Annotated in this window: 12 protein-coding genes; all 12 read right to left on the reverse strand. The window is 34.6% G+C overall.

Going from position 1 to position 13,124, the window contains the following annotated elements:
* Nucleotides 1-70 precede the first annotated feature (70 nt).
* The gene (gene trxB / locus ACMGE6_RS01090) at nucleotides 71-997 is read right to left on the reverse strand and encodes a thioredoxin-disulfide reductase (protein ID WP_414054129.1); all 927 of its coding nucleotides are present in this window, start codon (nucleotides 995-997) and stop codon (nucleotides 71-73) included.
* Nucleotides 998-1,052: 55 nt separating this feature from the next.
* A complete protein-coding gene (locus ACMGE6_RS01095; RefSeq protein WP_414054130.1) occupies nucleotides 1,053-2,471 on the reverse strand; it encodes a tetratricopeptide repeat protein in 1,419 nt (472 codons plus the stop codon).
* 26 nt (nucleotides 2,472-2,497) lie between these two features.
* Nucleotides 2,498-2,980 carry an acyltransferase gene (locus tag ACMGE6_RS01100; protein ID WP_414044737.1) on the reverse strand — a complete coding sequence of 161 codons (483 nt, stop codon included), beginning with the start codon at nucleotides 2,978-2,980 and terminating at the stop codon, nucleotides 2,498-2,500.
* Nucleotides 2,973-3,800, reverse strand: a complete 828-nt coding sequence (gene lgt / locus ACMGE6_RS01105) for a prolipoprotein diacylglyceryl transferase (RefSeq protein ID WP_414054131.1) — start codon at nucleotides 3,798-3,800, stop codon at nucleotides 2,973-2,975. The genes ACMGE6_RS01100 and lgt overlap by 8 nt, the downstream gene beginning before the upstream one ends.
* Nucleotide 3,801: 1 nt before the next feature.
* Entirely contained in the window at nucleotides 3,802-4,731 is a 930-nt protein-coding gene (gene hprK, locus ACMGE6_RS01110) for an HPr(Ser) kinase/phosphatase (RefSeq protein WP_414054132.1), read from the reverse strand.
* 105 nt (nucleotides 4,732-4,836) lie between these two features.
* Nucleotides 4,837-7,659 (reverse strand): excinuclease ABC subunit UvrA, encoded by a 2,823-nt coding sequence (gene uvrA / locus ACMGE6_RS01115; protein WP_414054133.1) that lies wholly within the window; start codon nucleotides 7,657-7,659, stop codon nucleotides 4,837-4,839.
* Nucleotides 7,660-7,663: 4 nt separating this feature from the next.
* Nucleotides 7,664-9,643, reverse strand: a complete 1,980-nt coding sequence (gene uvrB, locus ACMGE6_RS01120) for an excinuclease ABC subunit UvrB (RefSeq protein WP_414044741.1) — start codon at nucleotides 9,641-9,643, stop codon at nucleotides 7,664-7,666.
* A gap of 99 nt (nucleotides 9,644-9,742) precedes the next feature.
* Nucleotides 9,743-9,973 (reverse strand): DUF2198 family protein, encoded by a 231-nt coding sequence (locus tag ACMGE6_RS01125; RefSeq protein ID WP_414054134.1) that lies wholly within the window; start codon nucleotides 9,971-9,973, stop codon nucleotides 9,743-9,745.
* Nucleotides 9,970-10,617 (reverse strand): HD domain-containing protein, encoded by a 648-nt coding sequence (locus tag ACMGE6_RS01130; RefSeq protein WP_414054135.1) that lies wholly within the window; start codon nucleotides 10,615-10,617, stop codon nucleotides 9,970-9,972. Before ACMGE6_RS01130 ends, ACMGE6_RS01125 begins: the two co-directional genes overlap by 4 nt.
* 15 nt (nucleotides 10,618-10,632) lie before the next feature.
* On the reverse strand, nucleotides 10,633-11,172 hold the full coding sequence (locus tag ACMGE6_RS01135; protein ID WP_414047798.1) for a TlpA family protein disulfide reductase: 540 nt from the start codon (nucleotides 11,170-11,172) through the stop codon (nucleotides 10,633-10,635).
* 157 nt (nucleotides 11,173-11,329) lie between these two features.
* A complete protein-coding gene (locus tag ACMGE6_RS01140; protein ID WP_414044745.1) occupies nucleotides 11,330-11,770 on the reverse strand; it encodes a CHAP domain-containing protein in 441 nt (146 codons plus the stop codon).
* A 357-nt stretch (nucleotides 11,771-12,127) separates the two neighbouring features.
* Nucleotides 12,128-13,114 carry a LysM peptidoglycan-binding domain-containing protein gene (locus ACMGE6_RS01145; protein ID WP_414054136.1) on the reverse strand — a complete coding sequence of 329 codons (987 nt, stop codon included), beginning with the start codon at nucleotides 13,112-13,114 and terminating at the stop codon, nucleotides 12,128-12,130.
* Nucleotides 13,115-13,124: the final 10 nt, after the last annotated feature.

The raw sequence follows: 13,124 nt of genomic DNA on the forward strand, positions 1-13,124 counted from the left end.
CTGTTACTAATATAATACATGAATTCATAAAAATAGACACGCTAATGCGTATCTATTCTCATTTATTTAATTAATCGTTTAATGCTTCAATATAATGTTGTGCATTTTGGGCTGCAATACTACCATCACCTGTAGCTGTTACGATTTGACGTAATTTTTTAACACGCACGTCACCAGCAGCATAGATACCTGGAACACTTGTTTCCATTTCATCATTAGTAATGATGTAACCCGCTTCATCTGTAATCCCTAAATCAAGGAATGGTTTCGTAAGAGGTTGCATACCGATATAAACAAAAACACCATCCGTATCAATCGTTGATTCTTTTCCTTCATTATCAACAAGTGTCACTGAAGTCACCTTATTTTCACCATTGATAGATTTTAATGTTGAATTCCAGATAAAATCTACTTTGTCATTCTTAAAAGCACGATCCTGTAAAATCTTTTGTGCTCTTAATTTATCGCGACGATGAACGATCGTTACTTTATCTGCAAACTTCGTTAAGTAAACACCTTCTTCAACCGCTGAGTCGCCACCACCTATTACGATTAGATTCTTTTGTTTGAAGAAAGCTCCATCACATACTGCACAATAAGAAACACCACGTCCACCAAGTTCTTGTTCACCTGGTACTCCGATTTTTTTATATTCCGCACCTGTAGCAATGATCAGTGCTTTTGCTTTCAACTGCTTATCACCTAAATCCACAATTTTGTAATCGCCTTCTACTTTAACTGACTTGATATCTCCATATGTGTATTCAGCACCAAATTTTTGTGCATGGTTAAACATTTTCGTAGAAAGATCAGGTCCTGTAATTACGTCAAAGCCAGGAAAATTTTCAACATCTGCAGTATTGGCCATTTGTCCACCAGGCATACCACGTTCTACCATAATCGTTGATAAATTTGCTCTTGATGCATAAACTGCTGCAGTCATACCTGCAGGTCCAGCTCCGACAATTACTACATCATATTCTTTTACTTCTGTCATTGTTTTACCTCCATTAATTCAATTCGTATGTTCAATATACAATAGATCATCGTTTTTAAATATTATTTTGCTTGAAGGTATCATAAACCTTTATAAAATGATAACGCGTAGTGTTAAACTTTTCGATGACTTCTCGCTTTGTTATTTTATCATTCGATAAACGCATATACAGAAAATAACAAACAGCAACATATGCATTGATATTTTTTAGATCCAGCTTAGCTTCAATGATTGCTTCAGCTTTATCTATCCAGTAATCAAACAGTGCAATATCATATATTTCATCATTTAAGATTTTAAGACCTCGATGAATAAAATCCAACTTTATTAGATTGATATTATGAAAAACATATGACAAGTATAGCTTTTCAAAATCGGGCATCCCTTCTAGAATATCCCAGATTTTTCGGTTAATAATGAACGTCTTATCTTTCATCTGAGAAATTAGAAAAATACCTATCAAACGATGATTACGATCAATATGCTCTATTAATGGTAATATCTCCTGATTAAGATATTGATGACCTTCATAGATTTGCCTTGGACTCAGTCCCGGATTATCAACCATTTCTAAAAGACTTTCCCAAAACATATCAGATTGTTTAAACTGTCCTAAAGCATAGCTATTAAAACTTAATGCATGCATCATCTGATTGTTGATAAACTTGCCTTTTTTGTATAGAGGCAGCAGCAATTCATGCGATGCTTCAAACTTATTCAGAAAACTTAATACGATGCCTAATTTAAATTTTTCTTCGTCATTAATGGGAACAATTTTCTTCAGTCGTTTTAAGTATGATTCATATGCCTCGGTTTGATTTGTATTATATAATAATAACGTATAATGACACAGCGCATGAATATCAGTTGGGTTTTCTGATAGTAATTGTTCGAGCATTGCAGCACTCTCATTATATTGCCCTGTAAAAAGTAACGTCATTGCTTTAAGATTTCTAATCTCAGGGCGCTGCTGGATATCTACTGGCTGGTAATTAATCCAATCCAGTGCGAGTTCATAATTAACATCTTGAAAAAAGTTCTGGAAAATGTAATGCACCACAAAACTTTCGCTTTCACTTTCGACCTTTGACTGATCTTCATAGAAAACCTCAAATAACTTTTGTAATTCATCAAGATAGTTCATATCATCTGCATGAAGACAATAATACATACCAAACAGGAATGCTTTATTCGGATCCCGACGCTTAATAAATAATTGGCTTAATTCATAAAATACGTCTACACAATTAAAATCAGTGCTTAAATACTTGATTAACGTTTCTTCAGCTTCATCATATCGGCCAATCAATTGTAAACACTCTGATAAGCTTTTATTGACCGTCCAGCTATTCTCTTTTTTCAGGGATTTGACATAAAATGAGATGGCTTCATCATAAGATTGCTGACTTTGTTTCTTCAAGCCAATTTTATAAAATTCATCTTCATTGCTTGGAAATTTTATAATTTTATCCACTCATTTCACCCCTTATCTTTTCTTTATTAAAGCCTATTTTTTATTATAACAGGATTTCCATAAGCAAAAGAATTTGCCGGAATATCCTTGGAAACAACCGTCATTGCGCCTATTGTTGCATGATCACCAATTTTAACGCCAGGCAGTATTAAACTGTTAGCACCGATAAGTACATTAGAACCTATTTCTATATTACCAACACGATATTCATCAATTAAATATTCATGGGTTAACATTGTGGCATTGTATCCTATGACACAATTATCTCCAATTGTAATTCGTTCAGGAAACATTAAGTCTGGCATCGCTTTATACGCTAGCGATGTATGTTTTCCTATTTTCATACCTAGCATCGATTGATATAACTTTCTTTTCAGTTGAACAGACGGACAAATTCTACCTAGTTCTATAATCATAAAATTTTTGGCCACTTTTAAAAAAGGTACTGTGCGATACATGTGCCATAACGGATTAACGTCTTTTGTATGAACACTTGTTGTTCTACGCATCGTTTGAATGCCTCATCGGATGATTAATATCTTTATATTTCGGTAAGTTATATTTGAAATTACGATATATCCAAATTAAGATTGCACAAAGTATTATCGCTAGTGAAATCATTTGAGCCATACGTAAATGTTCTGTAAGCATCAGGCTGTCTGTACGCATTCCTTCTATAAAGAAACGTCCTATTGAATACCAGATCGCATATGTAAGTAATGTTTGACCTATCTTTAAATGTTTACGAAGCAACATTAAAATAATGAATCCTAAAAGATTCCATAATGATTCATATAAAAATGTAGGATGATAATAGATACCATCTATGTTCATATTATTGATGATAAATTTTGGAATATGTAAGTTTTCTAAAAAACTTCTTGAAACCTCACCACCATGCGCTTCCTGATTCATAAAATTTCCCCAGCGTCCAATCGCTTGACCTAAAATAATGCTTGGTGCTGCAATATCTCCCATTTGAAAGAAAGATATACCTTTTTTTCTTGTTAAAAAATATCCCATTCCTAATGCACCGATTAAACCACCGTGAATTGCAATACCACCATTCATTATCATGGGAATTTCTGAAAGATGTTCTTTATAATATCCCCATTCAAATATTACATAATAAATACGTGCGCAAATAATACCTACAATCACAGAACCGATAACAATATCAATCAGTGTATTGTCGGGGAAATTCTTTCTATCTGTTTCACGCTGTGCAAGTAAGTAACCAAGCATAATACCAAAAGCGATGATAACCCCGTACCATCGAATTTGAATAGGTCCTAGTTCAAGTGCAATCGGGTTTAAACTTAAAAGCATTTTATATCTCCTTTAAAGATTGATTTTTAATCTGTGCATTTAATCTGTCATTAAAATCTTTCGCTGTATTAGTCCCCATCTTATTTAAACGGTAATTCATTGCAGCTACTTCAATGATGACTGCTAAATTTCGACCAGGTCTTACAGGCACAGTTTTTTTCGTTATTTTAGAATCAAGTATCGTTAGTGTTTCTTCGACTAATCCGACACGGTCATATACTTTATCTTTTGCCCAAAATTCAAGATTAACATTTAACATTAGACGCTTCTCCGGCAACACACTACCTGCTCCAAAAAGCGTCATCACATTGATAATACCTAACCCTCGAATTTCAAGTAAATGTTCAATAAGTTTGGGCGCTTTTCCCATCAGTACATTTCTAGAAATTTCTTTTATTTCAACATTATCGTCAGCTACTAAACGATGGCCTCGCTTAACAAGTTCTAAAGCTGTTTCACTTTTACCTACGCCTGAATCTCCTGTAATTAATACCCCAACACCATAGACATCTACAAGCACACCATGCAGACTAGTTTCAGGTGCAAGTTCTCGCTCAAGATATGAAGATATTTTATTGATTAAACTTGTCGTCACATCGCTACTGCTCAGTAGCGGTGTACCTTTACGATTACAAGCATCAATTAATTCTTCAGGAGCTACAATATTACGGGTTAATATAATACAAGGCGTTTCTTTACGGCATAATTTTTGCATTCTCTCTGCTCTGTCTTCTTTACTTAAAGTTTCAAAAAAAGACATCTCAGTCGTACCCAGCACTTGAATTCTGTCAGAAGAGTAATGTGAGAAGAACCCCGCCATTTCTAAACCTGGTCTTGAGATATTCGTGTTAATAATCGGTATTTCAATCGCAACATTACCTGCAATAATTTCCAGATCGAACTTCTCTATTAATTCTATGCTTGTTATCATCATTTACCTCCAATATCCAATACTTTAATATTAAATAACTTTTATCAATATTACAATTTAAAACGATAAAGGACACTGACAAATTGATGTCAGCGTCCTTTATCATTAATCTCTTTCAACATGTCGTTTTAAATACTGTCCAGTATATGATGCCTGCTCTTCCATAATTTGTTCAGGAGTACCAATGGCAATGATTTTTCCACCATTATCTCCACCTTCTGGTCCTAAATCAATAATATGATCGGCTGTTTTAATTACATCCAGATTATGCTCGATAATGAGTACTGTATCTCCATTTTCAACAAGTTTGTTAAGTACTTTTAATAATCTAGCTATATCGTCAACATGTAATCCTGTTGTCGGCTCATCTAAAATGTATAATGTTTTGCCGTTACTACGACGATGTAGCTCACTGGCAAGTTTCACACGTTGCGCTTCTCCGCCCGAAAGTGTCGTTGCAGGTTGTCCGAGTTTAACATATCCTAAACCTACATCGACAATTGTTTTTAGCTTTCGTTTTATCTTAGGTATGTTTTCAAAGAAATGATAAGCATCTTCTACTGTCATATCCAGAATATCCGCTATATTTTTATCTTTATAAGTAACTTCCAGCGTTTCACGGTTGTAACGTTTACCTCCGCATACTTCACATGGAACATACACATCTGGTAAGAAGTGCATTTCAATTTTTATGATACCATCACCACGGCAAGCCTCACAGCGACCACCTTTAACATTGAAACTGAAACGTCCTTTTTGATAGCCTCGTAATTTTGCTTCATTCGTCTGACTAAAAACATCTCGGATATCATCAAACAAACCAGTATAAGTCGCAGGGTTAGAACGTGGTGTACGACCTATCGGTGATTGGTCGATATCAATAATCTTGTCGATATGTTCGATTCCAGTAACCTTATCATGTGGACCAGGTTTAGCTTTCGTTTTATATAATTTTTGAGCTAGTGCTTTATATAACACATCATTTACAAGACTACTTTTACCAGATCCTGAAACTCCGGTTACAAGCGTCGTCATACCGAGTGGAATATTTACTGACACACCTTTTAAGTTATTGCTCGTCGCATTCTCAATCGTCAAAAATCTGCCATCAGGTTTACGTCGTGTTTCCGGCATTTCAATTTGTTTTTTACCACTTAAATATTGACCCGTTAAAGATTTTTTGTTTTTCATAACTTGATTAGGCGTTCCTTGTGCAACAATTTGCCCACCGTGAACACCAGCTCCAGGGCCAATATCAATTAAATGATCTGCTGCAAGCATCGTATCTTCATCATGTTCTACAACAATCAAAGTATTCCCCATGTCTCGCATAGATTTTAAAGTATCTATCAGTTTATCATTATCACGCTGATGTAATCCGATAGAAGGTTCGTCTAATACATACATGACACCAGTCAGACGAGAACCAATCTGCGTAGCTAAGCGTATACGTTGTGCTTCTCCACCTGATAATGTGCCCGCTGCACGATTTAAAGTTAAATATTCCAGACCGACATTATTCAGGAAGCTCAATCTTTCAGTAATTTCTTTTAAAATGAGCTTAGAAATCTGCTGTTCTTTTTCAGTGAGCTCAATCTCATTATAATATTTAAGCGCTTCTCCAATTGAAAATTCTACTACTTCACCAATATGAAGTCCTTTAATTTTTACACTCATCGCTTCTTTTGATAATCGGTAGCCGTGGCATGTTTGACAAGCTTCATCCACCATATATTTTTGCATTTGTTCACGCGTATATTCTGAAGGACTTTCTTTATAACGACGTTCAATATTATTCATCACACCTTCATACTGCATTTTACGCTTGCGGGTAACACCGTTATCCTGTCTGAATGTAAACTCTATTTCATCTTGATGACCATAGAGAATAATATCTTGTTCTTTTTTCGAAAGTTTTTCAAACGGTTTTTTCATGCTGATTTTAAAATGTTTACATGCTTGTTTAAGTAACGTCGGATAATAATTAGAACTAATAGGTTCCCATGGCACAATGGCACCCTTTTCAAGTGTTAGTGATTTATCCGGCACAACTAAATCAAGGTCAACTGTTAACTTTGTACCCAAACCGTCACAATCCGGACAAGCACCAAATGGAGAGTTAAATGAAAACATTCTAGGTTCTAATTTTTCGATTGAAAAACCACATATCGGACAAGCGTGATTTTCGGAGAATTTAACTTGCTCCCCACCAATAACATCTACTATAACATTACCATCAGATAGACGAATAGCGTTCTCCAGTGAATCTGCAAGTCGTGCTTCAATACCAGGCTTTACAACTAAACGGTCGATGACAACATCTATATCGTGATTTTGATTTTTATTTAAATCTATGTCTTCAGTAATATCGTAGACCTCTCCATCTACCTGAATTCGTGCGTACCCTTTTTTTGAAATCTCTTCGATTAATTTTTTGTGTGTACCTTTACGGCCACGAACCACCGGAGCAAATATTTGAATTTTTGTACGTTCTTCCATTTCCATTACTCTGTCTACCATTTGCTGAATGGTTTGTGACTCAATCGGTACTCCATGCTCCGGACAATAAGGTACACCAATTCTGGCATATAATAATCGTAGGTAATCATAGATTTCTGTAACAGTCGCTACTGTACTACGTGGATTTTTACTCGTTGTCTTCTGATCGATAGAGATGGCTGGTGATAAACCTTCAATAACATCGACATCCGGTTTATCCATCTGGCCAAGAAACATTCGAGCATATGCACTTAGCGATTCAACGTAACGGCGTTGACCTTCCGCATAAATGGTATCAAAGGCTAGACTTGATTTTCCTGACCCTGATAAACCCGTCATCACGACTAATTTATCACGGGGTATTTCTATATCAATATTCTTTAAATTATGTGCACGTGCACCTTTCACAATGATTGATTTATTCTTCATAATGTCACCCTTCAGCTTTAAGCTCAAATAATATATCTCTCAGCTCTGTTGCGCGTTCGAAGTCAAGCGCTTTAGCTGCTTCTTTCATTTCTAATTCTATCTCCTGCATTAATGCATTGCGTTCTTTTGCTGTAAGCTTTTTCTTTTTCTTATTTTCTTTTGGTAATTCATCAACAACATCTATCGTAGCACTGATTTTATCACGTACTTTTTTATTAATAGTCATCGGTGTTATACCATGTTTTTCATTATATGCCTGCTGTATCTCTCTACGACGATTCGTTTCATCTATGGCTATCTTCATTGAATCTGTCATTTTATCAGCATACATAATTACTTTACCCTGATCATTACGTGCTGCACGACCAATAATCTGAATCAATGATCTGTGACTACGCAGGAAGCCCTCTTTATCAGCATCAAGTATTGCTACTAAAGATACTTCAGGAATATCCAGACCTTCTCTCAGTAAGTTAATACCTACCAGTACATCAAATACACCTAATCTTAAATCACGGATAATCTCTATACGCTCTAACGTCTTGATTTCAGAATGCAGATAATTTACTTTTATCCCCGCTTCTTTAAGATACGTTGTTAAATCTTCACTCATCTTTTTAGTTAATGTCGTAATCAGTACGCGTTCATTCTTTTCGATACGTTGTCTGATTTCTTCCATTAAATCATCAATCTGATGCTCTGATGGACGTACTTCTACAATAGGATCCAGTAAGCCTGTCGGTCGAATAATCTGTTCAACCATTTCATCAGTATGTTCAATTTCATAAGGTCCAGGAGTTGCAGAAACATATACAAACTGATGACCTTTCTGTTCAAACTCTTCAAACTTTAATGGACGATTATCTAACGCACTTGGCAATCTGAAACCATGTTCGACTAAGACATTTTTTCGCGCCTGGTCACCATTATACATACCACGAACTTGAGGTAATGTAACATGACTCTCATCCATCATAATCAACCAGTCATCACCAAAGTAATCCAGTAAAGTATAAGGTGTCGCCCCTCTTTCTCTGAGGGTTAGATGCAAGGAATAGTTCTCGATACCAGAGCAGAATCCCATTTCGCGCATCATTTCCAGATCATAGTTCGTACGTTGCTCAAGACGCTGAGCTTCAAGTAATTTATCTTCCGCTCTAAATTTCTTAAGTTGCTCTTCTAATTCCTGTTCAATACGCTGAATGGCTATCTTCATCTTTTCTTCACGTGTTACGAAGTGACTGGCAGGGAAAATTACGAAATGTTCTCGCTCTTTCAAGACCTCTCCAGTAAGATAATTAATCTCTCTAATGCGCTCAATCTCATCACCAAAAAATTCAATTCTTACACAATGCTCATCTCGTGAAGCGGGAAAAATTTCTACCACATCACCACGCACACGAAATGTACCACGTTTAAAATCAATGTCATTACGACTATACTGAATATCAATCAACTTGCGTAATAACTGATTACGTTCTATCTCCATACCTACACGCATACTCACGACCATATCCTTATATTCTTCAGGATTACCTAAACCGTAAATACAACTCACCGACGCAATAATAATGACATCATCGCGTTCAAATAAAGCACTTGTTGCAGAGTGACGTAATTTATCAATCTCATCGTTGATTGATGCATCTTTTTCTATAAATGTATCTGTAGAGGGTACGTAAGCTTCAGGTTGATAATAATCATAGTAACTTACAAAATACTCGACTCTGTTTTCTGGAAAAAACTCTTTAAATTCACTGTACAACTGCCCTGCTAACGTTTTATTATGGGCCATTATTAAAGTTGGCTTTCCTACTTCTTTAATCACATTACTCATCGTAAATGTCTTACCTGTACCTGTTGCACCTAATAATGTTTGATGGCGTTTACCTGCTTTTATACCTTCTACTATCTTACTGATTGCTTCCGGCTGATCACCAGCCGGCTTATAATCTGAATGAATCACAAATGGATGATGTTCCATATTCGCCCTCCTTATCGATAATAGTTTACCAAAAATAATTCATAAAATACAAACATTTGTTCGATATAAAAAGTAGCCCAACAATGTATTGTTGAGCTACTAATCATGTGTTTGATCTAATTTATAAAATTCTACAATTAAGTATCCTATCATCAAACTTACAGTATCTAAAAAAACAATCATTTCAGAATGAAAGAACCCCTTATATACAGATACACCAATAACAATCGTAGAAAGAATCATACCGGTATATTTATTTCTAACAATCATACTAAATGTGACAACCATCAATGCAGGTAATAAAAATGCCAGCCAGTACCAAATTGTCATAGATCTGACTCTTTTATCTTAAGAATAGAAACTGTTAATTCCTTTAATTCAGAACGTGGGATAAACTTTTCCTGTAACATTTCAGGTAGGATATTATCCAGAAAATCCTGCACACAATACAGATGATCGAATTTTATAATTGTACGTAAACTTTTTTCATATATTTCGAAGAATAAGGGTTCAGGATTACGCTTTTGAATCTCTCCAAAAGATTCATATAACAAATCAATTTTGTCGGCTACTGATAGAATCTGCCCTTCAATCGTATCATCTTTACCTTCCTTTAACCTTTCATGATAGATTGCTCGATACTCCTGTGGAAATTCTGAGTCAATAAATTTAGCAATCATCTGATCTTCTACATCGCTGAATAATTGTTTCAATTCCTTTGATGCATATTTGACAGGTGTCTTAATATCACCTGTAAAAATTTCAGGATAATCATGATTTAATGCTTTCTCATAAACATTCTTCCAGTTAATAAGCGTTCCGTGATGTTCTTCGACTGTTGCTAAGTATTGCGCTATCTTTGTCACTTTAAATGAATGGCTCGCTACATTATGTTCCTGATATTTGAACTTACCAGGACAACGAATTAATTTCTCTAAATCAGATAAACTTTTGAAATATTGATGTACTCCCATTCTATACCTCCTTAGCTACTTTAAATCTTTTAATATCACGTTTAATTTATGACGATCTAATTCACCTACATAAGTTTTTATAACTTTACCTTCTTTATTCACGAAAAGCGTCGTAGGAATATTATAAATTTTATATTGCTTCATTTGCTTTTCATTCAGTATAAACATAGGATAATGAGCTTTATATTTCTTAATAAATGCCATACGCTTACTTTCCTTATCCTGTACATTCATGCCAATCAGACCAACATGATTAGGCTTTTCCTGATTAAATTTTACAAGCTCAGGCATTTCATTGTTACAAGGTTCGCACCACGAAGCCCAGAAATTAATGATATTAATGTCATGTTTCAATTGATCTTTTAAGTGGGTGTTCTCATTATCTAAATCCTTAATTTTTAAATGACTGATAAACTTATTATTGATAGGATGTTGATGCGTTACGACCTTCTGTTCATTATCAGCTGAACGATTAAATTCAGTAACCTGGTAGACACTATATCCAGCTAAACACAAAAAAATGATTAATAATATCATTGTAATAAGATGTTTCATTCCTTCACCCTCAATTCATTATTATGTCTATCATAGCGTACTTAATACTAAGTTTAAACCTTTGATGAAATGAAAATAAAAAAGAAGATAACAGCTACTGTGTTATCTTCTGAAAAGAATATTCATTTTATTGATATATTAATTCAAATTCTGATGATTAATAGATATATTGGTAATTACTCTTTTGATATCTAGGAATTACTCGGTAAGTTTTTACGCCTTGTCGTGGATAATTCATTTCAGATACAAGAATAGAACCGTTTCTATATGTACGCTCAACCACTGCTACATGTCCGTAATATCCGGCTTGTGAAACAAGTACCGCACCTTTGATTGGTGATCTTCTCACTTTGTAACCTGCATAACGCGCTTTATATGCCCAATTTGCTGCATTGCCCCAATATCTTCCGACAGGACGACCTAATTGAGCACGACGTTGATACGCATAATATGCACAACTGCCCCAGTAGTAAGGGTTTGAGTACCCATATGAACCAGCTTCCGCTGTTTTAATTTGTGTTTGTGGTGTGATTTCTGTAAGTTCGGCAGTAGTCAATAACATCATAGCAGTAATAAAAGATAATACAATTTTTTTCATGATTTCTCTTTCCTCCGATAGTTTTTTGTTTAAAATTGTTATGTATAATAAATCATTTATTTCCCAACAAAAATGATAATACCATAAAATTTATACAATATTTTAATGTTACATATATGTAATATAAGTGTTATATCAATCATAAAAAATTGCATCTTTATTACAAAATATAGAATGAAATGAAACATTCAATACAACTTTAACTTTATTACAACTACTTTTTTGATATAATAATATTCAAAAAATTAAGAACCTATTCACTCCATAAAAAAACTATATAAATTATTTTCTATACATAATCAAAAAACACGAAGGAAATCCTTCGTGTTTTAAACTTTAATATTTTATTTCCAGTGGTTAATAGCGATAATAACCGGTTACTGTGCCGTTGATATAATTTACTGCACGCTCGCCAACACCTGCTTTAGGATTTAATGCATCAACCATTTTACCGTCACCGATATATACTCCAACATGACTGCCATCATTAAAAAATACTAAATCACCTGGTTTAGGATCGGACACCTTTTGTCCTACAGCCATTTGTGCATAAGTTGTTCGAGGAATTTCTTTCCCTAAAGCAGCGAGTACTTGCTGAGCAAATGCTGAACAATCTACTGCATGTGCTGAGTTTGCACCATAAATATAAATTTTACCTTTTGCAATCAGATGTGCGATACGCGCAACATCATTGTTTTCTGATACAAAAGAGGCTGGAATGACTTCATCCTCGGCCTTAGTACTGTCACTGCTATCCTCTAAATAATTTGATGTAGTATATTCATCCGTCTGATTCGAAATTGTCTCTTCTTGTGCTGTCTCTTCTGTGTTGCTTAAATCAATCTTTATTTCATTACGATCTAATGGTTCATTGTCAAAACTTTGTGCGTTTGCTTCCTGCTGTAATTGATTCAAAAATTGCACTGAATCTGGCGATAAAGCAGGTGCAACGCGACCGGATACATTCTTTTTATCTCTAACCTTACGATATGCATATTCTGAAACAATTAATTTTTTTCCTGGTGTTAAAGTATTTGATTCAAGTCTATTCCAAAATCGGACTTCAAATGGAGTAATCTTAAACTGCTTTGCAATACTTTGAACAGTATCATCATCTTTGACACGATAATAATCATTAAGCGTTACTTTAATTTTCTGGCCCGGAATAATTTCATTGCTTTTTAATTTATTGATTTGTTTAAGCTGTGAAACACTTGTACCTGTTTCTTTAGCTATTGTATAGAGTGTATCATCAGATTTAACAAGATAATTGCTTGCTTCTGCTTGTGATGCAATTATAGTAATCGTTGATACACCAATAACTGACATTATGATTTTTCTCATAATATTACAA

The sequence above is a fragment of the Macrococcus equi genome, assembly GCF_047426745.1.
Classification (GTDB): Bacteria; Bacillota; Bacilli; order Staphylococcales; family Staphylococcaceae; genus Macrococcoides; species Macrococcoides equi.

Bases quoted from the DNA above. Each gene is read 5' to 3' on its own strand.
- trxB (WP_414054129.1), bottom strand. From the start codon at position 997: ATGACAGAAGTAAAAGAATATGATGTAGTAATTGTCGGAGCTGGACCT.
- ACMGE6_RS01100 (WP_414044737.1), bottom strand. From the start codon at position 2,980: ATGCGTAGAACAACAAGTGTTCATACAAAAGACGTTAATCCGTTATGG.
- lgt (WP_414054131.1), bottom strand. From the start codon at position 3,800: ATGCTTTTAAGTTTAAACCCGATTGCACTTGAACTAGGACCTATTCAA.
- hprK (WP_414054132.1), bottom strand. From the start codon at position 4,731: ATGATAACAAGCATAGAATTAATAGAGAAGTTCGATCTGGAAATTATT.
- uvrA (WP_414054133.1), bottom strand. From the start codon at position 7,659: ATGAAGAATAAATCAATCATTGTGAAAGGTGCACGTGCACATAATTTA.
- uvrB (WP_414044741.1), bottom strand. From the start codon at position 9,643: ATGGAACATCATCCATTTGTGATTCATTCAGATTATAAGCCGGCTGGT.
- ACMGE6_RS01125 (WP_414054134.1), bottom strand. From the start codon at position 9,973: ATGACAATTTGGTACTGGCTGGCATTTTTATTACCTGCATTGATGGTT.
- ACMGE6_RS01130 (WP_414054135.1), bottom strand. From the start codon at position 10,617: ATGGGAGTACATCAATATTTCAAAAGTTTATCTGATTTAGAGAAATTA.
- ACMGE6_RS01135 (WP_414047798.1), bottom strand. From the start codon at position 11,172: ATGAAACATCTTATTACAATGATATTATTAATCATTTTTTTGTGTTTA.
- ACMGE6_RS01140 (WP_414044745.1), bottom strand. From the start codon at position 11,770: ATGAAAAAAATTGTATTATCTTTTATTACTGCTATGATGTTATTGACT.
- ACMGE6_RS01145 (WP_414054136.1), bottom strand. From the start codon at position 13,114: ATGAGAAAAATCATAATGTCAGTTATTGGTGTATCAACGATTACTATA.